Below are 23,911 nucleotides of genomic sequence, written 5' to 3'. Positions count from 1 at the left end.
ACAACCACACCCGAGCGCACCGCCCACCGCGCCCTGATGATGCCCACCCGCCAACACACCCGCACCCAAGACCGCGCCCGCCGCATCGACACCGAGCGGGCGCAACCGTATTAGGGTCGGGGCGCCCCCAGCCGGAACACCTTCCACCCGGCCTGACGCCAGCGCGCGACGTCGAGGCAGTTGCGGCCGTCGACGATCACCCGCGAGCGCACGCGGTCGGCGAGGGCGTGGGGGTCGAGCTCGACGAATTGCCGCCATTCGGTCAGCACCAGCACGGCGTCGGCGCGGTCGCAGGCCTCCTCGACCGATACCGCGTAGTTCAGCGTGGGGAACTGCCGCTGCGCGTTGTCCAGCGCCTTCGGGTCGTACACGTTGACCGCGGCGCCGTTGAGCTGCAGTTGGCCCGCCACGTTCAGCGCGGGCGAGTCGCGCACGTCGTCAGACTCGGGCTTGAACGCCGCGCCGAGCACGGCGATGTTGGCGCCCAGCAGCGAGCCGCCGCAGGCGGCGCTGGCCAGCTCGACCATCCGCGTGCGGCGGCGCATGTTGATGCTGTCCACCTCGCGCAGGAAGGTCAGCGCCTGGTCGGCGCCCAGCTCACCGGCACGGGCCATGAACGCGCGGATGTCCTTGGGCAGGCAGCCGCCGCCGAATCCCAAGCCGGCGTTGAGGAATTGGCGCCCGATCCGGGGGTCGTAGCCGAGCGCGTCGGCCAGCATGCTGACGTCGGCGCCCGAGGCCTCGCACACCTCCGAGACGGCGTTGATGAACGAGATCTTGGTGGCCAGGAAGGCGTTGGCGGACACCTTGACCAGCTCCGCGGTCTGCAGGTCCGTCACCAGAAACGGCACGGCCTCGGCGAGCAAAGGCTCGTAGAGTTCACGCACCGCCGCCTCGGCGCGCGTCGAATCCGGTTGGACACCAAGGACGATGCGATCGGGGTGCAGGGTGTCGTGGACGGCGTAACCCTCGCGCAGGAACTCGGGGTTCCAGGCGATCTCGACGTCGACCCCGTGTGGCGCCAGGGTGGCCGCCCGGTGGTTCAGCTCGGCGGCGGTTCCCACCGGAACGGTCGACTTGCCCACCAGCACCGACGATCTCGTCAGGCGCGGCACCAGCGAGTCGACGACGGCGTACACGTGCCGCAGATCGGCGGCGTACTCGCCCTTCTTCTGCGGCGTGCCGACCCCGAGGAAATGCACGTCGGCGAAGTCGGCCGCCACGTCGTAGTCGGTGGTGAACCGCAGCCGCCCGGCAGCCAGGTTCTCCTGCAGCAGCTTTCGCAGCCCCGGCTCGTAAAACGGAATGTCACCGCCGGCCAGCTTGGCGACCTTGCCGGGGTCGATGTCGACCCCGACTACCTCATGGCCCAGTTCGGCCATCCCGACGGCGTGGGTGGCGCCCAGGTAGCCGGTGCCGAAAACGGTGCATCGCATACCACCGGTGTAAGTGGCCGCGATGAGCGAACTGCATCGCCGGCCTGAGCGGGAGGCAAACGGCAGATGACAGCTGCCCTTTACCGGCTAGCGGTGACCGAAGCCACCGTGGCCGCCGCCACCACCCGGGAAGCCGGGGAATCCTCCCCCGCCGTGCGGGCCCTCGTGGTCGCCGCCGCCCGGGCCGAAGCCGGGTCCGGGGCCGAATCCGGGAGGCCCGCCGATGCGCGGCCCGCCGAGCCCGGGGATGGGCAGCGGGATCGGGACCGGGATCGGCGCCATCACCGGCGGAGGCGGCGCAGGCGCGGGGGCCTCGGGAATGGGCACCGGTGCCGGGGCCTCCGGTATCGGGGCGGGCGCCGGGGCCTCCGGTATCGGCGCCGGGGCAGGTGCCGGCGCCTCGGGAACCGGGACGGGGGCCTGCGGGGCGGGGGCGGGCACGTTTGCCTCGGGAACGGGCGCCGGCGCGGGGGCAGCGGGTGCCGGCGCGGGGGCGGGCACCGCCTGCGGGGGCGCGACGGCATGCTGGCCGGGGGCCGGCTGGACCGCGGCCGTCGGCCGGATCGCGATCGCCAGCGAGACGACCAGCGCCACCACGCCGATGACGAACACCGACGCCACCGCGGCTCCGACCAGGCGGAATCGCCGGTGCTCGCCGAGGCCCGGGACCAGTGCGGTCGCGCCGGTCGGCTCCCCGACGAAGGGGTCGTCCGGCTCGTCGGGGACGGCGCTGTAGGCCAGCGCGTCCTCGCCGAGCGTGCCGGGGGTCTCAAAGTAGCCGGGCGCCACCGCGAACGGGTTGAGGGCGCCGGTGCCGGGATCCTGCGCGTAGGCCACCGCGGCGGTCGACGAGGCGAACAGCGGCGCGTTCGCCGACGCCAACGCGGCGCCGCGGGCCAGGGCGGTCTCCGGCTCCTCCGGGGCGGCCAGCGGGAGCGTGGTCGCCGCTTCCAGGGCGGGCTTGATCATCGGGATGTCGATGCCGGAGCCGACGACGAACACGGCGTCGGGCCGCGTCTCCAGCGCCTCGACACCGGAGACCATCGTGGCGAGCTGGGCCACCGCCGCCTCGTCGTCGTCCGGCAGGGCCTGGCGGTGCACGTCCGTGACCGACCCGTCGGAGCTGTCGACGACGGCCAGGGTCGCGGTTTCGGGCTCGATGTAGAGCAGCGCGGTGCGCGCGTAGTTGGTCTGGTGGCCCACGGTCTGGGCCAGCGCGGCCGCGGCTAGGAAGGCCGAGACCAGCATCACATTTTCGACCTTGTGCGTCGCCAGTGCATCGCGCAGAGCGGCGGCCTCGATCGGGTCGGTGAAGGTCACCCCGGTCGACGCGAGCTGGTAGCCGCCCTCGGCCGCCCCTTCACGCGTCCCGAGGATCGCCGATACCACCTGGTCGGCCGCGGTAATCGTTGCTGCGTCATCGTCGGCCGGTACGTCGAAATTGTCCTGATCTACAGTGGCGCCATCCCCGTTTTGGCCTTCCACCAGGACCATTCGGACTGCTGTCGGCGCCATTGACACGCCGAGTACGGTGTCCAAAGCTCCTCCATTATTGTTTGCTAGTCCGTCACGATGAGGATGCCGTGATTGCGAAACCCAATGTTCATGACCGCTACCGAATCCCCACCCGGTGTTCCCCTAGTACCCAGACTTTACGCGGCTATTTGTCCGGGAGCGGGATCGGAATCCCGCGCTCGAGGTGACGGCGCAGCCAATCGTCGGCGCCGTGGTCGTCGTCTCGGTGTGGCGGCACCGATTGGGGCGGAGGGTTGACCCCCGGGGCGGGCACCGCGGGCGGCGGCTGGGCGGGCGCGGGGGCCGGCGGCGGGGGCGGCGCGGCGGGCGGCGGGGCCGCCGGGGGCGGTGGCTGGGCGGCCGGGGCGACGACGTTCTTGCTGATGTCGGGCCGCTGGTCCGCGTGCGACCTGATGCCGATGGCCAGCGCCAGCGCCAGCACGCCGACAACGAAGGTCATTGTCGCGCCGACGACGGCGGCCACCGGCTTGCGGCTCCGCCGCTCGGCCGCGGCTTCGACTTCGGGGCCGCCTTCGTCCTCCGGCTCGGCGCTGTAGGCGAGCCGACGCTCGGCGGTGACCGGATCGCGCGCCTCCGGCATCGCCACGGTGCGCGGCGCGCCCAGCTGCGCGTTGGCCGACGCCAGCGCGGCACCCCGGGCCAGCGCCATTTCGGGCTCCTCGGGCGCGGTGACCGACAGCGACGTCGCTGCGTCCACCGTCGGCTTGATCAGGGCGACGTCCACGCCCGAGCCGACCAGCAATACCCCGTCCGGGCGGCTTCTCAACGACGCGGCCCTCCCCGCCATGGCGGACACTTCCGCGAGCGCCGCGTCGTCGCCGCGCGGCAGGGGTCGGCGATGCACGTCGGCGACCGACCCGTCGGCCGTGTCGACGACCGCCAAGGTGGCCGTCCCCGGCTCGACCAGCAGGAGCGCGGTGCGGGAGCACTGGATCGCGCTGCCGACCGCCTGCGCCAGCGCCGCCGCCGCGACGAACGCCGAGACGAGCATGACGTTCTCGACCTTGCGCGCCGCCAGCGCGTCCCGCAGCGCGGCGGCCTTGACGGGGTCGGTCCAGGTCACCCCGCTCGACGCGAGTTGATAACCGCCCCGCGCCGCGCTCTCCCGCGTACCGAGGATGGCTTCGATCACCTGCTCGGCGGTGGCGCCCGCGGCTGCCCCGACGGGAAAGGCGTCCTGATCGACGGTCACCCCGCCCGCGGCCTGCCCTTCGACCAACACCATGCGGACGGTCTCGGGGGCCATCGATATGCCGAGTACGACGTCCACCGCTCCTCCAAAACCCTGCGTAGCTATCGGTGCCCCCCGAATCCGTGGCCTCCGCCGAAACCGTGCCCGCCGAACGGCCCGCCGAAGGGACCGTGCCCGCCGAACGGACCGCGGAAGGCCGGGCCGCCGCCGAATCGGGGCGCCGGCGGCCCGCCGATCGGGACGCGCGGTACGGGGACGAACACCGGCGGCGGAACCAGGGGAATGGGAGCCGGCGCCGGCGGGGCCACGGGGACGGGCGCGATGACGGGCGGGCCCATCGGATGTGGCGCCGCTACCGGCGCGGGCGCCGCGATTCTCGGCCTCGCCTGGATCACCGGCGGGGGCGCCGGCTTGGCCGGGACGACGATGTTCTCGTTGGGGCTGGGCCGCAGCGCCACCGTCGGGCGGATGCCGATCGCCAGGGCGATCTCGAGCGCCACCACCGCGGTAATGAAGATCACCGCCAGCGCGCTGCCCACCAGCAGGAAGGACCTGCGGCGCTGGACGCGCTCGTCCAAGCCCAGGACGGTCGGGGCGTCGGCGTCCTCGTCGGGCACCGCGCTGTAGGCCACGTTGGGCTTGCCGGTGTCGGGGACGGGCACCCGCGCGTAGGCGAGCGGCTGCGGGTCCACCTGGCCGGTGCCCGGATCCAGCGCGTACGCCAGGGCGGCGGTGGACGACACGAACAGGGGCGCGTTGGCGGCCGCCAGCGCCGCGCCCCGGGCCAGCGCCATCTCCGGCTCGTCCGGCGCGGACACCGCGAGCGGGGTGGCGGCCTCGAGCGCGGGCTTGATGAGCGGGATGTTTACTCCGGAACCGACGACGACCACACCATCGGGGGCGCCGTCGAGGCGGTCCGCGCTGCCCACCATGTCGATGAGCTCGGCCACCGCCCGGTCCTCATCGTCGGCGAGGACGCTGCGCCGCACGTCGGAGACGGCGCCGTCGGCGGTGTTGACCACCGCCAAGGTGGCGGTATAGGGCTCGACGAAGAGCAGCGCGGTGCGCTGGTAGGAGGTGGCGTCGCCAATGGCCTGTGCGAGCGCGGCCGCCGCCATGAAGGCCGAGACCAGCATGACGTTTTCGACCCTGTGGGTGACTAGCGCGTCCCGCAGCATGGCGGCCTCGACGTGGTCGGTCCACGTGACGCCGGTGGAGAGCAGCCGGTAACCGCCTTCGGCCGCGCCTTCCCGGGTGCCGAGGATGGCCGAGATCACCCGGGCGGGCGCCGTCGAGGTGCCGGTCGCGCCGCGTGCGCCGGCCCCGACATCGAAACTGTCCTGGTCGACGGCAACACCGTCGGCGCATTCGCCCTCGACCAGCACCATGCGGACCTTCGTTGGCGCCATAGAGACGCCAAGCACAATGCCCACCACCGCTTCCACTCCCCCTGGATAGCTTGCATCACTGCCACCGCACCGCACGGGCGGAAAACCCGGGATCAGCTGGGCGCCAGGCAGTCCTGCCGCACGGGGCAGCGCGGTTTTTCGGCTGGCCCCGATGTCCCGACCCTACCCGCGCGGCACGACGCCCGGTGGGCGCGAAACCCTGTGCATTGGCTGAATTGATGCGCCCTGTCGGCCATTCAGATCGACGTCAGCGTGCTTCCCACACGCACTTTTTCGCGCTCATGTCGATCTCGAGGGCAGGGCGTCAGTGGTGCCCGCCACCCCCACCGAAGCCCCCGCCATGGCCGCCGCCAAAGCCACCGCCACCGCCGAAGCCGCCACCACCGCCGAAGCCGCCGTGGCCGCCACCAAAGCCACCGAGGCCGCCGCCCCCACCGAACGGACCGCCACCACCGAACGGACCGCCCCCGCCGAACGGACCGCCACCGCCAATCGGGCCGCCGCCGATCGGGCCTCCGCCGTGGCCACCGCTCAACGGGCCGCCGCCCCCGAAGGGACCGCCGCCGCCAATCGGACCGCCACCGATCGGGCCACCACCGCCGACGGGACCGCCGCCGCCGGGCAGGTGCACCGGACCGCCACCACCGGCCGGACCGCCGGGCTCACCGCCCGGGAGGTGGATGGGGCCGCCGCCCGCGCCCGGGCCGCCCGGCCCGCCGGGGCCGCCGGAGCCGGGAATGTGGATCGGCCCGCCGCCGCCCTCGCCGCCGGGACCGGAGCCCGGGAAGGGCAGGTGCCCACCCCCGGCGCCCGGCCCGGTTGGCTTGGGCGGCGAGTCCGGAACCTGGCCGCCGACGTGCGGCGGCGTCACCGGCGGTTCCGGAACGTGTACCGGCACCTGGGGCACCACGGGCTGCGGGATGGGTAGGCGCGGGGGCGCCTGAATGACCGGCGGCGTCAGCACCGGATTGGGCAGCGGCACCCGAATCGGCGGAGGCGCGATGACCGGCGCCAGCGGCGGGATCAGCACCGGGACGGGCACCACCGGGGCCGCCGGGGCCGGAGCCGGGATCGGCGGAGCGGCCGGAAGCGGCGGCGGCGCCGCGGGGACCGGGGCCGCGGGGATGGGCGCGGCCATCGGCTTGGGCGCCGCGACCGGCTCCGGCACGTTGATCCGCTGCGCCGGCGCGGACGCTTCGACGGGCGCGGGGGCCTGCTGCGTGGGCACGATGAGGTTCTGGGCGGGCGTGGGTCGAAGCGCGACCGTCCCGGTCGTACGGATCCCGATCGCCAGCGCGATCTCCAGCGCCAGCACCGCGCTGATGCCGACGACCGCCAACCCACTGCCTAGCAGCAGCACCGGCCTGCGGCGCGGTTCGCTCGGCTCGGGGGCTAACAACCGCTCGATGACGACGGTCTGGGCGTTGGCGTCGTCGTCCGGGACGGCGCTGTAGGCCAGCTCGTCGTCGCCGCCGGGGGTGTCGAAGCTGAGGTACTCGGGCAGGACGTAGCCGTCGAGGGCGCCGGTGCCCGGGTCCTGCGCGTAGGCCAGGGCCGCCGTCGACGACGCGAACAGCGGCGCGTTCGCCGCCGCCAGTGCGGCCCCGCGGGCCAGCGCCGTCTCCGGCTCCTCCGGGGCGCTCACCTCGAACGGGGTCGCGGCCTCCAGCGCCGGCTTGATGGGGGCGATGTCGACGCCCGAGCCGACCAGGAACAGACCGCCCGGCGCCGTGGGCAACTCGCTCAGCCGGGTGAGCAGGTCGGTGAGCTGCTCGGTGGCCTCGCCGTAGGACTCGGCCTGGATGGGGCGCTGGCAGACGTCGGTGATGGAGCCGTCGGACGTCTCGACCACCGCCAGCGTCGCCGTGTCCGGCTCCACGAACAGCACCGCGGTGCGCTCGTAACCGACTGCGCCACCGACGTTTTGGGCCAGCGCGGTGGCGGCGAGAAACGCCGACACCAGCATGACGTTCTCGATCTTGTGGGTGGCCAGCGCGTCGCGCAGCGCGGCGGCCTCGAGCTGGTCGGTCCACGTCACGCCGATCGACGAGAGCTCCAGGCCCGCCTCGGCCGCGCCCTCGCGGGTGCCGAGGATGGCCGCGAGCACCCGGTCGGGCGCGGTCGCGGTCGCCGTGTCGTCGGCGGCGGCGACGTCGAATTCGTCTTCTTCAACCGTGGCGCCGTCGGCGTTCTCGCCTTCGAGCACCACCATCTGAATCGACGCCGGTGCCATCGACACCCCGAGCACGATATCCAAATCAACCCCTCCAAAGGTGTTGCGAACGGAGCCATGGTCGGGCGGAGGAGGAACCACGGACCACTTAATAATCCCCCAGAACGACGGCGCGGGGGCTCGGCGAACCTAGGTAGATCTTATGAAGTTCTGATAGGACCGCGACGGTGTCGGACCCCGCTGGCCCTGGTACTTCGACCCGACGCGCGAACTGCCGTAAGGGTGTTCGGCGGGGCTGGTCAGCCGCAAGATGCACAGCTGGCCGATCTTCATGCCGGGCCACAGGGTGATCGGCAGGTTGGCGACGTTGGACAGCTCGAGCGTGATGTGGCCGCTGAAGCCCGGGTCGATGAAACCGGCGGTCGAGTGGGTCAGCAGGCCTAGTCGGCCCAGGGACGACTTGCCCTCGAGGCGACCGGCGAGGTCGTGGGGCAGGCTGAACAGCTCGAGCGTCGACCCCAGGACGAACTCACCGGGATGGAGCACGAACGGCTCCCCCTCGGTGGGTTCCACCAGGGTGGTCAGCTCGTCCTGCTGCTGCGCGGGGTCGATGTGCGTGTAGCGGGTGTTGTTGAAGACCCGGAACAGGCAGTCGAGGCGGACGTCGATGCTGGACGGCTGCACCAGGGTGTCGTCGAACGGGTCGATGCCGACTCGGCCGCTGTTGATTTCGGCCCTGAGGTCACGATCGGAGAGCAGCACGCGACGAAGCCTATCCGCCGGCGCGCGCTCAGCGGAGGTAGGTTTCCTGGCCCGTCGGGTATCCGCCGCCGGTGCTGGTCACGTGGACGTGGTCGTAGTGGCCGAGCCGGGAGGCCTGCGCGCCTTCGGGCGTGTAGTAGACGCCGCGCCAGATCGCGTCCTGCATGCCGAAGCGTCTCGCGTTCTGCCGTACGAACGCGACAATCTCATTGCCCAGCTCGATGCCCTCGACGCTGCCGGGGTTGGGGATCATGACGTCGATCGCGAGGCCGCGGGGATGCCAGGGCAGCGGGTCGGGCCGGACGCCGCCGATCTCCCGGATCTGCGGGAATGCGGCGCTGATCGCCCGGGCCGCCAGGATCGTCCGGACCTGCAGGCCCTGCTCGGGCGCCACCCCGGCGGGCAGGAACCGGCTGCTCACCCGCAGCCTCGAGGCGCGCGTGTTGTCGCCCTCGACCGCGCCCATCAGCTGCGCGTGTCCACTGGGGACCGGCAGCGCGGCCACGATCTCCGGGGCGTAGGGCTCGCCCTCGTCGACGATCGGCTTGGCCTCGGCGCGGGCCGGCGCCGGGTGCACGTCGCCCGCTGCCGCGACCAAAACGGCAGCCGGGATGACGACCCCCACCAGGAGCCCGGGCCACCGTCGTCGTGGCCTGGGCATTTCATGCCGACCCACGCCGAGCAGATTACGGCACAATAACGAAGGAATAAACAGCGGTGTTTATAAGAATGCGTGCTCGGTTTATTTCAGGGCTATCTACCTGCGGCGATGCGATTCTCTGTCAAGTAACGGGACCTTGCTGGGCCGATTTCCGCGACGTTCGTGGGGCCGTTCGGAATGGCTCGAAGCGGTGGCGGGATCGCCCGGCGACACCCGGCGATCCTGCCCGCCGGCGCGGCCGGGGATGCTAGCCTTCTCAGGCAGCAGCGCCGATGTAGTTCAATGGCAGAACATCAGCTTCCCAAGCTGAATACGCGGGTTCGATTCCCGTCATCGGCTCCACGAGGACAGGGCGTCCCCGCGCCAAAATCAGCGCGGCTGCACCAACCCGCCCGCCGGGCGCTCCTCGACGTCGTTGAGGAGCAATTCGCGCACGGCCGGCCGCGGTCCGTACGGCCGCAGCATGGTGCTGGCCGGCCGCGGCCGCACATGCTGCGGCCACCAGAACCAGCGTCCGAGCAGGGTGGCCAGCGACGGTGTCATGAACGACCGCACGATCAAGGTGTCGAACAACAAACCCAGCGCGATCGTCGTACCCACCTGGGCCATGATCAGCAGCGGGCTGAACGCGAACGTGGCCATGGTCGCGGCGAACACCAGACCGGCGGAGGTCACCACCGATCCCGAACCGGCCATCGCGCGGATAGTCCCCGTTTTGAGCCCGGCGTGGATCTCCTCCTTGAACCGCGATATCAACAGCAGGTTGTAGTCCGAGCCGACCGCCAGCAGCAGGATGATCGCCATCGCCAGCACCATCCAGTGCAACTTCATGCCCAGGATGTACTGCCACAGGAGCACGGAGAGTCCGAACGAGGCGCCCAGCGACAGCAGCACCGTGCCGACGATCACAACGGCCGCCACGGCGCTTCGGGTGATCACCAGCATGATGATGAAAATCAGTGTGGCCGCGGCGATTCCGGCGATCATCAGGTCGATGTTGGAGCCGTCGTGCATGTCTTTGTACGTCGCGGCGGTGCCGCCCAGGTAGACCTTGGCGCCCTCCCAGGGGGTGCCCTTGATCGCCTCGTGCACGGCCTGCTTGATCGGTCCGATGTGGTTGATGCCTTCGGGAGTCGCCGGGTCGCCCTCGTGGGAGATGATCAACCGGACCGCGTGCCCGTCCGGCGAGATGAACTGCTTGAGGCCCCGCGCGAAGTCCGGGCTCTTGAACGCCTCCGGCGGAAGGTAGAACGTGTCGTCGTTCTTCGCCTTGTCGAAGGCGTCGCCCTGGGCGGTGGCATTGTCGGACTGCGCCCTGGCCTGTTCGTTGAGGCCCATGGTGGTCGCGTAGTTCGACATGACGGTGTCGAGGTTGCGCTGCTGACTCTCGATCTGCGGCGGTATGAGCGCCACCAGCTTCGGCTGGATCTGATCCAGCTTGTCGAGGTTCGCGCTGAGGTTCACGATGTTCTGGGCCACCTGGTCGATGCCGTCGAGCGCGTTGAAAATCGACCGGATCGCCCAGCAGACCGGGATGTCGTAACAGTGCCGCTCCCAGTAGAAGTAGCTGCGGATCGGCCGGAAGAAGTCGTCGAAGTTGGCGATGTCGTCGCGCAGCGATTCGGTGATATGCACGGTCTCTTTGGTGAGCCGGGTCGTTTCGTGCGTGGTGTTGCTGAGGTCCTGGGTCACCTGCATCTGCTCGTGCAGCGTTGCCATCGTCTTGCGCAGCTCGTCTGCCTGCTTGAGCAGGTTTGCCGCCTGCTCGTCTTGATAATGCTGGGTCTGGATCCGCCCCGCGGCTTGCGCGCCCATCTGGAAACCGAGGGTGCTGTGGTCGAGCGGCGTGCCCAGTGGCCGGGTGATGGTCTGCACCCGACCGATGCCGGGGATGTGGAAGACCGCCTTGGCGACCTTGTCCAGGATCAGGAAATCGGCCGGGTTACGCAGGTCGTGATCGGTCTCGATCATCAACAGCTCGGGATTGAGCCGAGCCTGGTCGAAGTGCCGGTCCGCGGCGGCATAACCGACATTGGCCGGGGTGTCCCCCGGCAGGAAGTGGCGGTTGTCGTAGTCCGTCTTGTACCCGGGCAGGGCGAGCAAACCCACCAACGCGATCCCGATGGTCACCGCGAGAACCGGTGCGGGCCAGCGGACGACGGCGGTGCCGATGCGACGCCAGCCCCGGGTCGCCAGCTTGCGCTTCGGATCCAGGAGCTTGAAGAACGAAGCCACGGTCAGCACCGCGGGGCCCAGGGTCAACGCCGCGAGCACCGCGACCAACATGCCGACGGCACACGGTGCGCCCAAGGACTGGAAATACGGCAGCCGGCAGAAGCTCAGGCAGTACATCGCGCCGGCGATGGTCAGGCCCGACCCGAGCACGACGTGCGCGGTGCTGTGGAACATGGTGTAGAAGGCTTGTTCGCGATTCTCGCCCAGACCGCGGGCCTCGTGGTAGCGGCCGACCACGAAGATGGCGTAGTCGGTGCCGGCGGCGATGGCCATCAGCACCAACAAATTGTTGGCGAACGTGGAGAGTCCGATGATCTCGTTGTTGGCCAGGAAGGCAACGACGCCTCGAGCCGCGGCCAACTCGATGAACACCATCGCGAGCATGATGAGCATGGTGGTAACCGAGCGGTAGACGAACAACAGCATCACCACGATCACCACAAACGTGACAAGAGTGACGAGCGCGACGCCCTTCTCGCCGGCATGGGACTGGTCGGCGAACAGCGGACCCGGGCCGGTGACGTAGGCCTTGATTCCGGGCGGCGCGGGCACGGACTCCACGATCTTGCGCAGCGCCAGGGCAGACTCGTCCGCCTCCCCGCCGCCCATGTTGCCGGCGAGGTAGACCTGGACGTACGCGGCCTTTTGATCGTGGCTCTGGGAGCCCGCCGCCGTCAGCGGATCGCTCCAGAAATCCTGGACGTGCTGAACGTGTTTCTTGTCTTGCTCGGCGCGCTTGACGATCTCGTCGTAGTAGCGGTGGGCTTCTGGCCCGAGGGGCTTGTCGCCTTCCAGCAAGATCATGGCCGAGTTGTCGGAGTTGAACTCTTTGAACGTCGACCCGACCTTCATCGTCGACTGAAAAGATGCCGCGTCAGTCGGACTCATCGACACCGAGTGATTTTTGGCGACGGCCTCCAGCTGCGGGGCCGCGGTGTTGGTGACGAACACGATGCCCAACCAGACCAGGACGATCGGCAGGGCAAGCCGATGGATCATCCGCGGCAGGAACGGCGGGATCAGCGGCTGCGAGATTGGCGGCGCGGCAGATTCCACCGCGCTCGGCTCGCTCATGCGGACTTGTCCAGGCAGTAGACGAAGGGGTTCACGGTTTCGTTGGCATCCGAGCGATTCGGAGCCTTGATGACGTCACCGTGGCCGTCGTGGTTGTTGACGACGAATCGGCAGGCGATCCAACTGCCGTCTCCTTGCGCCACCAGGTTTGCCGGGATGCCGGGTTTCGTTGAACTCAAAACTATGCTCCAGGGCAAGGGCACGTTCAGTGCCTGCTGCGGATGGGAATTTTCGTCGAGGTAGTTGATGGTCGCCGTGCTGCCCGGTGAGCCCCAGACCTCGAGCGTGATCGTCTTGGCGTTGAACTGGTCGAGAACCTCCCCCGACGTGCCGCCACCGAACGCGCCGCTGTGGACGCCGAAGATGCCGTGCAATCGGTATACGACGAATCCCGACACCGCGACGACGGCCGCGATCGTGAGCACCAACCAAAAACGCCCCAGCAACCCCTTTTTCGGCGCACGCCGGGGGCCGACCGTGTCGCGCTCGCCGCCCGCGGAGCCCTGCTTCTTCAGCGGTTCGGTTCTCGGCTCAGTCGCGGCCGGCTCAGGCCCCGAGCGCTCGACGAGTTCGGGACCGTCTTCACCGGTTGCAGTTCGCCAAGCCAAAGCGCTCCGCCCTCCTTTCTGAGTTTCATGAGGATCCCGAGATCAGGCCGATGCAGGTGGCCGTCAGCAGGCGGGTGAGGGCGGTGGCGAAGTCCAGATTCCACTCGGGCGGAACCACTTCGGGCTCCTCGGCGTAGATGTCGGTCAGGTGCTTCGGCGGGTTCGCGACTTGCCACAGCGTCGCCGCCAGCGAGTAGGCGGCCAGCAGGATGTCCAGCGAGCCCGATCGTCCGAGTTCGGGCAGCGCGCATGCGATCGAATCGGCCAGCGAGAGTGTGGCCGCGGTGCTGATCCGCCTGACCTCGATGACCCGCTCGGCGTCCACCTCGTGTTCCAGGTGCAGGTGCAGGTTGGCAAGCAGGTCGCAGAACAACGGGTCCTCGGCCAGGGCTTCGGCCAATGTCTCGGCGATGCGCGACGGCGACTTCGCGCCGGGCTCGGCCAGCTTCTCCGACACGGTGTTGGACCACCGCACCCAACCCTCGGCGGACAGCCGCAGCAGGACTTCCTTGTACGAGGTGAAGTATCGGCGTACCGCCGAATAGTGAATTCCGACGCGGCTGGCGACCGCGGTCAGGGTGACCGACGCGACGCCCGTTTCCATTGCCAGCGAGCGCGCGGCTTCCACGAGGGCCTCCGCACGTTGGCGCTTCTCTTCCTCGGTGCGGGCGCGCTGGAATGTTAGTTGCGCCACAGGCGGAGTGTAACGCACATGATGTGATTTGTATAACGCACAAGGTTTGCGCGCGCACTACCCCGCAGCGTTCGGCAGCAGGGCCGGGCAGTTCCCGGCCGCGTCCGCGACCAGCTCGAAGTGCCACGGTTCGTTGGCGTAGATCCGGCACAGCCCGAAGCGGGGTCCGTTGGCGGTGAGCCACTGGTCGGCGCCCACACCGGAGACGTCGACGGCCTCGCCAACAACGTGTTTGGACGCCGCCGGCGTCTGCACGTACTGGCGCGCCGCGGCCATGCTGCCGTAGGTCCGCACGGCCTCGTCGAGCAGGCGCTGTTGCAGCGCGGGCGATCGCCAGCCCGACGTGATGGTCATCGTGATGCCCTGCGCCCCCGCCGCGGTGGCGGCGTTCTGAATGGCGCTCAACAACGCCGGATCGAGGCGCCCGATCGCCGGGTTCTGGACGTCGAACGGGCTCAGCGGGCGTCCGTCGGGCAGCGAACCATCGCCCGGTTCGGTGGCCGGATCCAACGGCACGGCGTGGTCGGCGAGCCTGACTCCCGCCGGGCTCGGCGCAGCCGCTAGAGACAGGGCGGCGACCACCGACAGGACCCAGCCGATTCGCACTTCCGTCACCCGATGTCCTTGCTGACGTCGACGGGCGCGGTGGAGCCGTCGGTGCGGTGATCGGAGGTGTCGCGGCATTCGCCGTCGACCTTGACGCCGACGTGCCGGACCAGGGTGACCGACGGGGGCGGCTGCGGCGCGACCGTGAGGATGATGTTGACGCCGTTCTTCTTCAGCGTCTGCCCGTGGGATACGAAGTCGGACTGGGTGCTCCAGCCGTCGGCGACCAGCCCCTTGACCACCGCTTGCGGGTCGGCGGGTTGATCGTGGGGGACGCCGGGCATCCAGAGCGACAGGTCGACCACCCCACGAAAGGGCGGCTCCCCCTGGTCATTACACGAATCGTAGCTGAAGTTCGCCTCGGTCACCTCGGCGCGTAGCGCCCGCACGATGTCGCGGGAGGCGTCGATGACCTGGGCGCGGGCCTGCGCCGGCGACAGTGGGTGGCTCACGGTCTCAGAGCATCCGGCCACGATCAGGCCGACCGTCGACGCGAAGAAGGCGGTCCTCGCCAAGCAGGTCCACACTCGTCACTTCCTTCCGCTGGTCCTGGCGTTCAAGGTCATCCGGCCGCCCCGCTGTGGCGGTGGCCGAGGGTCGGTGTTCGGACGGCTTCGGGGTCGACCCATTGCGGCATCCCGTACTCGCCGCGATGGTGCGCGGTCATGCCGTCGTGTTGCAAGGCGTCACCGTGCCCGGACACCACGTCACCCATGCTGAACAGCGACTCCGATCCGTCGTCGAAGTAGTGCGAATGGTCGTAGATCGGGTTGGCGGTGTAGGGCGGGTTCTCGGCCTTGAAGCGGGTGGCGCCGAAGCCGTCGACGGACGGGTCGTCACCGAGACCGACCAGCCTCGGCCCCACGGCGCCCGGCCCATAACCGTTGGGGGACCACGTGACCGAGTCCCCGGACGCCGCGCCCACATACAGGTGCCCGCCCGGCGCCAGATGGAAATCGGCCGCGGAGTGCGCCAGGTCCGTGCCCGGCGAGCCGACCAGCACCACGTCGTTGGCGTGCATGCCGAAGCCCGCCGCCGCGTCGGACACCACGGTGGAACCGTAGGAGTGCCCGACCACCGTCACGTGCGACGGCGCGCCCAGGTGGGTGACCGGCAGGGCGTTGACGTCGGCGGCCAGCAACTGGCCGCCGGTTCGGGCCATGTTCGGCTCCCACAGGCCGGGGTCGTACCAGACATTGGGGGCGTCGTAGCCCACCCACATGATCACCGACGTCTGCTTGTTCCAGTCGGCGCGGGCCGACTCCTGGTACAGGCGCACGCCGTCCGGGTTGGACAGCGTCCCTTCCCGCACCCCGCTGCCCAATCCTTTGACCACGACCGCCGTGTTGTCGGCGGTGTCCGGATCGCCCATCGCGATGGCGGCGGCGCCCTCGCCGCCGAAGGCGTCCGGCTGGTACTTGAGCAGATACACCGGCGGATGCCGGCCGAACGCATCCTCGGCCTTGGCCGAGGTGTTGAGGCCGTTGCGGGCCTGAACGGCGTTGGTATAGCGCATGACCGCGTTCGGCGACAGGTCGTACCTGGCGGGGTCGGCCAGCACGTCGTCGATCGAAATCCCATTCTTGGCAAGGTCTTCCACGCGGTGCAGGTCGTCGTTCATGACGGCCTCGTTGACGTCGCTGCGGGCGGCGACCGGGACCCCGTTGAGGTTGCCGAGCTCCTGGGGATGCTCGGCGATGAGGCGTTGCCGGTCTTCGGGTGTCAGGGATGTCCACCAGCTGTGCGCGTCCTCGGGGCCGTTGTTCGGCGGGGGGATTCTGGTGTCCGCGTCGACCGGACGCAGGATGTCGGGGTCATAGCCGTCGGCGCGCAGGTTGCCGAGCGAGCCCTGCAACGTGTTCGAGTAGCCACCGCGAATCGATTGCAATTGCTGAAGGGCCGACCGGGTGTCGTCGCCGGCGTCGGCTTTCGCGTCGTTGATCAACGACCGCAGCTCGTTTCTGGATATCGCGTCGAGGCCGGGATCCTGCAGATCCTTCATCGCCGCGCCGATGAGTTTGTCGAGCAGCTGCAGCTGCCGTTCCAATGCGGCGATTTCCCCGGCTCCGGCCTGTTGCGCCTCGGCCAGCGCGGCCGCGACGTTCTCCAAGTCGGCGCCGATTCTGGGTAGCCGCTCGGATTGCGCGCCGAGCGATTTCATCACCCGCCGCACCTCGGCCGAATCGTTGATCGGGTGGTCGCCGTTGCGGTGGTTCCAGGCGGCGTCGAAGCGCTTGCGCGCCTGCTCGAAGGCGTGGTCGGCCTCCGCGGTGTGCCGTCCCGCCCCGTGAAAGGCCTCGGCCAGGCTCGAGATCTGCGCCGGGTTGCCGGCCTGCAGACTCCGGTCGATCTCCCAGGGATCCCCACCAGCCCGGGCGATCAGATCGGCGACGTTCAGCCAGACCAGCCGCATCGCACCGCCAAAACCTTCACGCTTTTCTCCCCGGACTGGCTTATCAGGCTACCCCGGCGGGCGCGGCGGCGCCCTTCACCGGCCCGTCGCCGCCTTTTCACCCCGAATCCGCCGCGCGACGTATTCACGCGCCGTTTTTCGTGTAAAAATTCGCCATCTAATTCGCGCGGCAAACACTAAGGAGAAGCAGCTATGGCAGTGCAACGGCGCTCTCGCCGATTGGTTTCGGCAGCACTGGGCGGCCCGCTTCTTGCCGCCGGGGTTGTCCTGGCCGGCCCGGCCCAGGCCGACGACACCTCCTACCTCAACGACCTGCACAACGTCGGCATCCACGACGTCGGGGGCGGCGACCCGGCGCTGTTGGTGTCGGGCTGGAAGATCTGCTCGCAGTTGAGCGCCGGGGCCACCCCCGCGCAGCTGATCGGACTGGCGCTGCAGCGCTCCGACGGGGACCTTGGCGCCAAGGGCCTCAACCCCATTCAGGCCAACGACCTGATCGCCTACGCCCAGCGGGACCTCTGCCCGTCCGCGTAGGGCAACCGTCAGTCGCGTTCGGGGAGCGGGCGAAACACCTGCAGCGCCCGGTATTTCGCCGTGAAGATGGCCTGGTCGTACTTCTCGCCGAACTCGCCGACCTCGCCGTCGCGCGCGATCACCGTCGGTCCGTCCACGGCGGAGAAGCGGAACTCGGGCACCTGCAGCTCGTGGTAGAGCGGGCTGCGCTGCAGGCGCCCAAACGCGAGCGCGGTCAGGATCCGCACTCTGGCGAGCGGGCGGCCGGCCTCCAGGATGCGGACGTCGATCAGGCCGTCGTCCATGCGGGTGCGGCGGGCCGGCGCGAATCCCGTTGGCAGATAAAGCGAATTACCGAGGAAGAACAGCGACGTCAGCAGGGTCTTGTTGTCGTAGCTGATCCGGACGGGCCGGCCCTTGCGTAGCGTGTGCAGCATCGCGTAGAAGCCGGCCAGCGGCTTGCCGATCCGCTTCTCCAGCTTCTCCCGCTGCTCGACGAACATCGGATAGGCGCCGATGCTTGCGGTGTTGACGACCATCTGGCTTTCGTTGAAGCACACCACGTCGACGCAGGCGACGCTCCCCCGCCGGATGGCGTCCACGGTCTTGGCCACGCTGTCGCAGCCGATGTCCTTGGCGAAGTGGTTGAACGTTCCGGCGGGGAAGACCGCCAGCGGCAGGTCCGCTTCGATCGCGACCGTCGCGGCGGTCGCCACGGTGCCGTCGCCGCCGCCCACCGCCAGCACCTCCGCGCGCCCGGCGGCGTCGCGCAGCACCTGCAGCGGGTCGTCGTCGGGGCCCAGTTCGCGGATTTCCGCCTTGGGCAGCGCGCCGCGCACCTCGTCGACGATGCGGGCCCCGGTGCCGCTGCCCGACTCCGGGTTGATCACCAACACCACCCCGGAACCGTCGGGGCGCTCCGGCGACTGGACGCGCAGGGGTTCGGTTCGGGGCCGGGCGGTTTCGGCGATGGGCGGCACGAGCCGGCCGCCGAGCACCGCGACGCCGGCGCCGATGCCGAATCCGGCGACCACGTCGCCGGGATAGTGCGCGCCCGTCGCCACCCGCGACAGCCCGACCAGCCCGGCCAGCACCGCGAGGCCGAAGCCCAGCATCGGGTTCTCCAGTCCGACCCCCGCCGCGAACGCGGCTGCGCTGGCCGAGTGCCCGGACGGCAGCGAGTTCGACGCCGGCCGGCGCCGCACCTGCCGCACGAGCGGCACCAGCTCGTAGCCGGGACGCGGCCTCCGGCGAATGCGCTTGGCGACCTGGTTGGTGACCAGGCTGGTGACCCCCAGCGACACGACGCCACGAATGGCGCCGCGTTGGGCGGAATTGTTGCCCGACGCGGCCAGAGCCGCCGCGATGGCCAACCAGAGCTTGGAGTGGTCGGCCGCGCGCGTGAGCGGCGGCATGACCGTGTCGAGCAGCGGCGTGGACGTCTCGGCGATCGTCGCGAAGATCTCCCGGTCCAGGGTCCCCAGCCCCCGGGTGATCTGCTTGATGCCGCGCGCGCGTCGCCAGGACCGCTTGTCCATTCGCTACACCCTAGAGTTCAGGCCGATGGCGGAAGAGTTCAGGCCGATGGCGGATCTCCCGGGTGAGTGGCTGCGCAACGCCGGACGGCGGGGCGTGCCCCGCCACGTCGTTGCCGAGATCGCCCGACGCCACGGCATCACCCCCGACAGTTTTCGGGTCCTCGACGGCATGGAACAGCTCAGGGATCCCGACGGCAAGTCCTTCTTCCTGCTCCCGCCCGGCATCCCGGGCGGCGGGGCGCGCCGGGCGACGCTGCTGACCTACGTCCTCAACGCGGCCACCGACTACGGCGCGGCGGGGGACGGCGGCGACTTTCCCCCGACGCCCTACTCGGCCGACGAGGTCGCGCGGATCGCCGAGCGGCAACGCGCCAACGCCTGGACGTACGCCCGCGACGTCCGGTTCGTCCACCGCAACGGCGGCCGACTCGTCACCACCCCGAACGGCATCCTGATGGGCGCGGGCGGCAACTGGATCCAGCGGCAGTTCTGCCAGCGGGGCGGCACCACCTGGGGCGACATCTTCATGCTCAATTTCGGCGCCGTCGCCGACCCGGCAGCCCACCTGCGCCGCATCGTCCGGTCGGGACGCGCCTGGCACGTCGACCTGGACCGGTTGCTGCACCACGAGGAGCGGCACTCCCGGCAGTGGGCGGCCAAGGGCTACGCCGGCATGGTCCGGGATTACGCGTGGGAGCTGGTGCGCGAGCTGGCCTTTCGCAAGACGAACCGGCTCGAGGAGGACGCCGGCCTGTCCGACGGCGGCTATCGGTGATGGGTTAGGGCGTCGATCCCGTGGTAGAGGATCATCGCGCCGATCACGACGAGGACCGCGGCGAGCAGGGCGGCGTTGTTTTTGTCCATCCATTCCTTGAGCCGCGCCAGCGTGTCGTCGAGGCGGCTGCCCGCGGCGGCGTAGGCCAAGATCGGGACCGCGACGCTCGACGCCGCGACGACGACGAAGAAGGCGGCGGCCAGCCAGTCGCCGGCCGCCCCCAGCCCGCTGCCGCCGATCGCCAGGCCGGCCGGCACACAGATGAGCGCGACGTCGGGCCGCACCGCGGCCAGCGCCGCCCCCATCAGCCCCGCCCGGGTGGGCGTGATCGTACTGAACGACCGCATCCAGCCCGGCTGCTCGCTGTGGCCCCGCCGGGTGAACCACTTGACGATGCCGTAGACGATCAGCAGCGATCCGAGGACGACCCGCAGCCAGGACGACCACCTCGGCGGGGACTTGTCGAGACCACCCAGCAGGCCGGAGGCCGCGACAGAGATCGCGGTCAGCGCGGCCAGGCTAAACAACCAACCGCCAAGGAAGGCAAGGCCGCTCGGCCGCGGTCGGGGCGCCTGCAACACCAGCACCGCCGGGATGACGGTGAGCGGCGAGAGCGAGATGACCAGGCCGAGGGGGATGAGACCGGTCCCGACCGTAACCCAGCTTCCTGCCATGGGCAGCAATCTACGCGACCGGCGGCTCCTACAGCGCGTGAATTCCGTTGTAAAGCACCATCAGTCCGATCAGCACCAGGACGACCGCGAGCAGCGCGGCGTGGTTTTGCTCCATCCAGACCTTGAGCCGTTCCAGCGCGTCGTCAAGGCGGTCGCCGGCCGCAACGTAGCCGAGGATGGGGATGGCGACGCTGGACGCGGACGCCGCGACGAAGAAAGCCCCGGCCAGCCAGGCGCCGGCGCCGAGCCCGTCGCCCCCCAGGGCCAACCCCGCCACCGCGCAGATGATCAGCACCTCCGGCCGCACCACGGCCAGCACCGCGCCGGTGACGCCGGCGCGCACCGGGGTCAGCCGGGAGAACGACCGCATCCAACCCGGGGCACTGCCCTCGCGATGCCGGGTTAGCCACCGGTAGGCGCCGAACAGGATCAACGCCGACCCGAAGGCCACCCGCACCCACGACGCCCACGCCGGCGGCGACTTGTGCAGCCCACCGAGCAGGTCGGAGGCCCCGACGAACAGCGCGGTCAGCGCCGCCAGGCTCAGCACCCAGCCGCCGAGGAACGCCAGGCCGGTCGGGCGCGGCCGGGGCGCGTGCAGCACCAGCACCGCCGGGATGACCGTGATCGGCGACAGCGCGATCACCAGCGCCAGCGCGAACAGCCGGACCAGCAGCGCTCCCCAACTTGTCTCCACGGGCAGGAATCATCGCATCTGCCGGCTAACTTTTGCGGCGCAACGTCCAGGCCGGCACCCAGTGGGTCACGGTCTTGCGCTTCGAGCCGTAGGCGATCGGGTAGGTGACCAGCCCCCACCAGTCGCCCTGCTCGCAGATGCCCCAGCAGCTCAACCGGCCCTCGACGACCTTGTGCAGCTGCAGCCCGTTGGGCTGATACCGGCCCGAGCGGTGCGGCTCGCGCGGAAAGAGCACGGTCAGGTCGACCAGGACTGTGATCGGCGGGCGCACCACCCGAAACGGGCTGCGCACCGGCCGCCCGTTGTATCCGATCGACGCGAGGTCGCCCATCGATCGATCATACGTTCGAATGGCAGCATAGCGGTGTGCTTCGCGGCGGCCTGCGGACGACGCCGAAGGGCGCGCTGGACCCGCTGATCGTCGCGGTGGTGGCCGCCGCGGTGAGCCTGGCCGGCGCCGCTCGGCCGTCGTTCTGGTACGACGAGGCGGCGACGATTTCGGCGTCCTACAGCCGCTCGCTCGGCCAGTTGTGGCACATGCTCGCCAACGTCGACGCCGTGCATGGCCTGTACTACCTCGTCATGCACGGCTGGTTTCGGGTCTTTCCGCCCACGGAGTTCTGGTCCCGGGTGCCCAGCGTCCTGGCCGTCGGGGTCACCGCGGCCGGCGTCGTCGTGCTGGCCCGGCAGCTCTCGACGCGCACCGCCGCGCTGGCCGCCGGGGCCTTCTGCGCGATCCTGCCGCGCGCGACCTGGGCGGGCATCGAGGCGCGGCCGTACGCGCTGTCGATGGCGGCCGCCGTCTGGCTGACGGTGCTGCTCGTCCGCGCGACGCGGAACCCGAGCGGGTGGTCCTGGTTCGCCTACGGCGTTGCCGCGATCGCGTCGGTCCTGCTCGACGCCTACCTGGTGCTCATGTTGCCCGTGCACGCGGTGTTCCTGGGCACCCATCGGCGCGCCCGAAAGGTGTTGGTGCGCTTCGTCACCGCCTCGGCGGTGGCGGTGTGCGCGCTGGCGCCGTTCCTCGCCGCGGTCGCGGGGCAGGCACACCAGATCAAGTGGGTGCCGCCGATCGGCCGCCGCACCCTCGAAGACGTGGTGGTTCAGCAGTATTTCGAACGCAGCCCGTGGTTCGCCGTGTTGGCGGCGGGGCTCGTCGCCGCGGCCGTCGCCTCGTGGCTCACGGCGTCCGGGCCCGCCGGGGGCGATCGGCAGCTGCTCACGATCGCGGTCGCGTTGCTGACCATCCCGACGGCGCTGATCGTGGTGTGGTCGGCGCTTTTTCACCCGATCTACACGCCGCGCTACCTGTCCTTCACCGCACCGGCGATGGCCCTGATCCTCGGCGTCTGCGCGGCCGCGCTCGCCGTTCGGCCGTGGGTGCCGGCGGCGCTCGTCGTGGTGTTCGCCATCGCCGCCGCCCCAAATTACGTGATGGCGCAACGCAATCCATACGCGAAATATGGGATGGACTACAGCCAGGTGGCCGACCTAATCGGGGCGCAGGCCGCGCCCGGCGACTGCCTGCTGGTCAACGACACGGTGACGTTCATGCCGGCTCCCATGCGCCCGCTGCTGGCGGCCCGGCCGGACGCCTACCGAAAGCTGGTCGACCTCACCCTGTGGCAGCGCGCCACCGACCGCAACGACGTCTTCGACACCAACCTGATCCCCGAGGTCGTCGCGCAGCCGTTGAGCCACTGCCGGGTGGTGTGGATCATCACCCAGGCCGACCCGTCGCTGCCGGCGCACGAGCAGGGGCCGGCGCTGCCGCCGGGCCCGGTCTACGGCCCGACGCCGGCCTTCGCTGTCCCGCACGACCTCGGGTTCCGGCTGGTCGAGCGCTGGCAGTACAACCTGGTCCAGGTGATCAGGGCGGTGCGGTGACGCCCGGTGACGCCTACCAGATGCGCAGGTAGTCGATGAGCATCGAGCACGGGAAGACGCCCTGGGCGGGGTCGCCGGCGCCGACGCCGCCGACCGCCAGCGTGAACATCGGGGTCATCCAGTAGCCGGGGTTGTTGAACGGCCACCGCAGGTCGGTCGGGTTGCCGTGCACCGGGATGGGCTTGTTCGGCACGCTGAAGTAGGGCTTGGCGCCGTCGACGTAGTCCCGCCAGAACTGGAATCCGTCCTCGCCCCAATGCATGCGCCAGGTGTGCCAGTTGCCGTCGACCATGCCGGGGATGGACTTGCCCTCCCAGGTCTTGCCGTTGGAGGCCGCGTGCACCGTGGTGCCCGGCGCCCACTGGCCGTTGCCGTACCACTCGAAGATGTCGACCTCGCCGTCGGGCAGCGGATCCTCATTGACACCCCAGAACGAGGGCCACAGGCCGGGGAATAGGCAGTCCAGCTTGATCCGGGCTTCCCAGGTCTGGTTGATCATGCTGCGGAAGTTTCCGCGCAGCTTGCCGCTGTAGTAGGTGTTGCTCATCAGGTCATGGGTGGCGCACAGGACGAGGTTGGAGTGCCCGTCTTGGAACACGTTCTGGCGGTCGTCGCGGTAGATGCCGTCGACCGGCGGGAACACGTCGTCCTGCCAGGTCTGGATCGTCCACTTGGCCGGGTCGGGCGGCGAGCCCGCCGGGCCGTCGAACTCGTCGTCGAAGATGTAGGGCCCGCCCGCCGCGGACGGTGGCGCCTCGGGCGCCGACGGGGCGGCCCACGCCCCCGGCATCCGCATCGCGGCCCCCAGCATGCCGACCCCCGTCATCAACAACATGCTGCGACGATCCATTTGCTACCACCAATCCGTTAACCGGGCCGCATATACCCCGCCCGCGTTCTCCCCGTAGGTCACTTTCGCAAACGGTGTTATGAAATCATGCGCCGGGGTTGGCCGCATCCCGCGGTATGCCACGCCCTGCGGCGGTCAACCGCATCCCGGCGTCTGGCCGGACCCTCGCGCTTCGGGC

Annotated in this window: 21 protein-coding genes and 1 tRNA gene; 4 read left to right on the top strand and 18 right to left on the bottom strand. The window is 70.1% G+C overall.

Going from position 1 to position 23,911, the window contains the following annotated elements:
• Positions 1-110: 110 nt before the first annotated feature.
• The 7 genes from SKC42_RS20780 to SKC42_RS20750 all read right to left on the bottom strand — a co-directional run bounded on the left by SKC42_RS20780 (position 111) and on the right by SKC42_RS20750 (position 9,184).
• Positions 111-1,436, bottom strand: a complete 1,326-nt coding sequence (locus tag SKC42_RS20780; RefSeq protein ID WP_330966155.1) for a UDP-glucose dehydrogenase family protein — start codon at positions 1,434-1,436, stop codon at positions 111-113.
• An 87-nt stretch (positions 1,437-1,523) separates the two neighbouring features.
• Positions 1,524-2,975, bottom strand: a complete 1,452-nt coding sequence (locus tag SKC42_RS20775) for a DUF7159 family protein (protein WP_442932206.1) — start codon at positions 2,973-2,975, stop codon at positions 1,524-1,526.
• A 121-nt stretch (positions 2,976-3,096) separates the two neighbouring features.
• Positions 3,097-4,242 (bottom strand): DUF7159 family protein, encoded by a 1,146-nt coding sequence (locus SKC42_RS20770; RefSeq protein WP_330966153.1) that lies wholly within the window; start codon positions 4,240-4,242, stop codon positions 3,097-3,099.
• Positions 4,243-4,265: 23 nt separating this feature from the next.
• The gene (locus SKC42_RS20765) at positions 4,266-5,600 is read right to left on the bottom strand and encodes a DUF7159 family protein (RefSeq protein ID WP_330966163.1); all 1,335 of its coding nucleotides are present in this window, start codon (positions 5,598-5,600) and stop codon (positions 4,266-4,268) included.
• A 277-nt stretch (positions 5,601-5,877) separates the two neighbouring features.
• A complete protein-coding gene (locus SKC42_RS20760) occupies positions 5,878-7,806 on the bottom strand; it encodes a DUF7159 family protein (protein WP_330966162.1) in 1,929 nt (642 codons plus the stop codon).
• Positions 7,807-7,935: 129 nt separating this feature from the next.
• Positions 7,936-8,508 (bottom strand): dCTP deaminase, encoded by a 573-nt coding sequence (gene dcd / locus SKC42_RS20755; RefSeq protein ID WP_330966152.1) that lies wholly within the window; start codon positions 8,506-8,508, stop codon positions 7,936-7,938.
• A 28-nt stretch (positions 8,509-8,536) separates the two neighbouring features.
• Positions 8,537-9,184, bottom strand: a complete 648-nt coding sequence (locus tag SKC42_RS20750; RefSeq protein ID WP_330966151.1) for a hypothetical protein — start codon at positions 9,182-9,184, stop codon at positions 8,537-8,539.
• 253 nt (positions 9,185-9,437) lie between these two features.
• Between SKC42_RS20750 and SKC42_RS20745 the strand changes: the two genes are divergently transcribed.
• Positions 9,438-9,511: transfer RNA gene (locus SKC42_RS20745), tRNA-Gly, on the top strand.
• A 27-nt stretch (positions 9,512-9,538) separates the two neighbouring features.
• Here SKC42_RS20745 and SKC42_RS20740 read toward each other — a convergent pair.
• The 6 genes from SKC42_RS20740 to SKC42_RS20715 all read right to left on the bottom strand — a co-directional run bounded on the left by SKC42_RS20740 (position 9,539) and on the right by SKC42_RS20715 (position 16,799).
• Positions 9,539-12,478: an MMPL/RND family transporter gene (locus tag SKC42_RS20740; protein ID WP_330966150.1), complete on the bottom strand. Its 2,940-nt coding sequence runs from the start codon at positions 12,476-12,478 to the stop codon at positions 9,539-9,541.
• Positions 12,475-12,993 (bottom strand): MmpS family transport accessory protein, encoded by a 519-nt coding sequence (locus SKC42_RS20735; protein WP_330966161.1) that lies wholly within the window; start codon positions 12,991-12,993, stop codon positions 12,475-12,477. The genes SKC42_RS20740 and SKC42_RS20735 overlap by 4 nt, the downstream gene beginning before the upstream one ends.
• Before the next feature lie 118 nt (positions 12,994-13,111).
• On the bottom strand, positions 13,112-13,798 hold the full coding sequence (locus SKC42_RS20730) for a TetR family transcriptional regulator (protein WP_330966149.1): 687 nt from the start codon (positions 13,796-13,798) through the stop codon (positions 13,112-13,114).
• A 39-nt stretch (positions 13,799-13,837) separates the two neighbouring features.
• The gene (locus SKC42_RS20725; protein ID WP_442932205.1) at positions 13,838-14,395 is read right to left on the bottom strand and encodes a M15 family metallopeptidase; all 558 of its coding nucleotides are present in this window, start codon (positions 14,393-14,395) and stop codon (positions 13,838-13,840) included.
• Entirely contained in the window at positions 14,392-14,901 is a 510-nt protein-coding gene (locus tag SKC42_RS20720) for a hypothetical protein (RefSeq protein WP_330966148.1), read from the bottom strand. Before SKC42_RS20720 ends, SKC42_RS20725 begins: the two co-directional genes overlap by 4 nt.
• Before the next feature lie 47 nt (positions 14,902-14,948).
• Positions 14,949-16,799: a putative alpha/beta hydrolase gene (locus SKC42_RS20715; RefSeq protein ID WP_330966147.1), complete on the bottom strand. Its 1,851-nt coding sequence runs from the start codon at positions 16,797-16,799 to the stop codon at positions 14,949-14,951.
• Positions 16,800-16,991: 192 nt separating this feature from the next.
• Here SKC42_RS20715 and SKC42_RS20710 point away from each other — a divergent pair, with 192 nt between their 5' ends.
• Complete coding sequence (locus tag SKC42_RS20710; RefSeq protein WP_330966146.1) at positions 16,992-17,333, top strand: DUF732 domain-containing protein; 342 nt, start codon at positions 16,992-16,994, stop codon at positions 17,331-17,333.
• Between the two features lie 8 nt (positions 17,334-17,341).
• On the opposite strand, the gene SKC42_RS20705 is transcribed toward SKC42_RS20710, so the two are convergent.
• On the bottom strand, positions 17,342-18,850 hold the full coding sequence (locus SKC42_RS20705) for a bifunctional phosphatase PAP2/diacylglycerol kinase family protein (protein ID WP_330966145.1): 1,509 nt from the start codon (positions 18,848-18,850) through the stop codon (positions 17,342-17,344).
• A gap of 25 nt (positions 18,851-18,875) precedes the next feature.
• On the opposite strand from SKC42_RS20705, the gene SKC42_RS20700 reads away from it, so the two are divergent.
• Positions 18,876-19,625, top strand: a complete 750-nt coding sequence (locus tag SKC42_RS20700; protein WP_330966144.1) for a hypothetical protein — start codon at positions 18,876-18,878, stop codon at positions 19,623-19,625.
• On the opposite strand, the gene SKC42_RS20695 is transcribed toward SKC42_RS20700, so the two are convergent.
• Genes SKC42_RS20695 through SKC42_RS20685 form a run of 3 tightly spaced genes read right to left on the bottom strand, consistent with a single transcriptional unit; the run spans position 19,616 to position 21,327 of the window.
• Positions 19,616-20,299 carry a GAP family protein gene (locus SKC42_RS20695; protein WP_330966143.1) on the bottom strand — a complete coding sequence of 228 codons (684 nt, stop codon included), beginning with the start codon at positions 20,297-20,299 and terminating at the stop codon, positions 19,616-19,618. The two genes, SKC42_RS20700 and SKC42_RS20695, sit on opposite strands and share 10 nt — an antisense overlap.
• Positions 20,300-20,327: 28 nt before the next feature.
• A complete protein-coding gene (locus tag SKC42_RS20690) occupies positions 20,328-20,996 on the bottom strand; it encodes a GAP family protein (protein ID WP_330966142.1) in 669 nt (222 codons plus the stop codon).
• A gap of 25 nt (positions 20,997-21,021) precedes the next feature.
• Positions 21,022-21,327, bottom strand: coding sequence for a hypothetical protein (locus tag SKC42_RS20685; RefSeq protein ID WP_330966141.1), 306 nt, complete (start codon positions 21,325-21,327; stop codon positions 21,022-21,024).
• A gap of 35 nt (positions 21,328-21,362) precedes the next feature.
• On the opposite strand from SKC42_RS20685, the gene SKC42_RS20680 reads away from it, so the two are divergent.
• Positions 21,363-22,883 (top strand): glycosyltransferase family 39 protein, encoded by a 1,521-nt coding sequence (locus tag SKC42_RS20680; protein WP_330966140.1) that lies wholly within the window; start codon positions 21,363-21,365, stop codon positions 22,881-22,883.
• A 13-nt stretch (positions 22,884-22,896) separates the two neighbouring features.
• Here SKC42_RS20680 and SKC42_RS20675 read toward each other — a convergent pair whose 3' ends face one another.
• Positions 22,897-23,733 (bottom strand): glycoside hydrolase family 16 protein, encoded by an 837-nt coding sequence (locus tag SKC42_RS20675; RefSeq protein WP_330966139.1) that lies wholly within the window; start codon positions 23,731-23,733, stop codon positions 22,897-22,899.
• Positions 23,734-23,911 lie beyond the last annotated feature (178 nt).

Origin of the sequence: Mycobacterium sp. 050134, from assembly GCF_036409085.1 — a bacterium.
GTDB lineage: Bacteria > Actinomycetota > Actinomycetes > Mycobacteriales > Mycobacteriaceae > Mycobacterium.
The sequence above is the reverse complement of the archived record's forward strand: the minus strand, read 5'-3'. Positions and strand labels throughout refer to the sequence as shown.

Bases quoted from the DNA above. Each gene is read 5' to 3' on its own strand.
- SKC42_RS20710 (WP_330966146.1), top strand. From the start codon at position 16,992: ATGGCAGTGCAACGGCGCTCTCGCCGATTGGTTTCGGCAGCACTGGGC.
- SKC42_RS20780 (WP_330966155.1), bottom strand. From the start codon at position 1,436: ATGCGATGCACCGTTTTCGGCACCGGCTACCTGGGCGCCACCCACGCC.
- SKC42_RS20700 (WP_330966144.1), top strand. From the start codon at position 18,876: ATGGCGGAAGAGTTCAGGCCGATGGCGGATCTCCCGGGTGAGTGGCTG.
- SKC42_RS20715 (WP_330966147.1), bottom strand. From the start codon at position 16,799: ATGCGGCTGGTCTGGCTGAACGTCGCCGATCTGATCGCCCGGGCTGGT.
- SKC42_RS20740 (WP_330966150.1), bottom strand. From the start codon at position 12,478: ATGAGCGAGCCGAGCGCGGTGGAATCTGCCGCGCCGCCAATCTCGCAG.
- SKC42_RS20675 (WP_330966139.1), bottom strand. From the start codon at position 23,733: ATGGATCGTCGCAGCATGTTGTTGATGACGGGGGTCGGCATGCTGGGG.
- SKC42_RS20760 (WP_330966162.1), bottom strand. From the start codon at position 7,806: ATGGCACCGGCGTCGATTCAGATGGTGGTGCTCGAAGGCGAGAACGCC.
- SKC42_RS20695 (WP_330966143.1), bottom strand. From the start codon at position 20,299: ATGGCAGGAAGCTGGGTTACGGTCGGGACCGGTCTCATCCCCCTCGGC.
- SKC42_RS20685 (WP_330966141.1), bottom strand. From the start codon at position 21,327: ATGGGCGACCTCGCGTCGATCGGATACAACGGGCGGCCGGTGCGCAGC.
- SKC42_RS20705 (WP_330966145.1), bottom strand. From the start codon at position 18,850: ATGGACAAGCGGTCCTGGCGACGCGCGCGCGGCATCAAGCAGATCACC.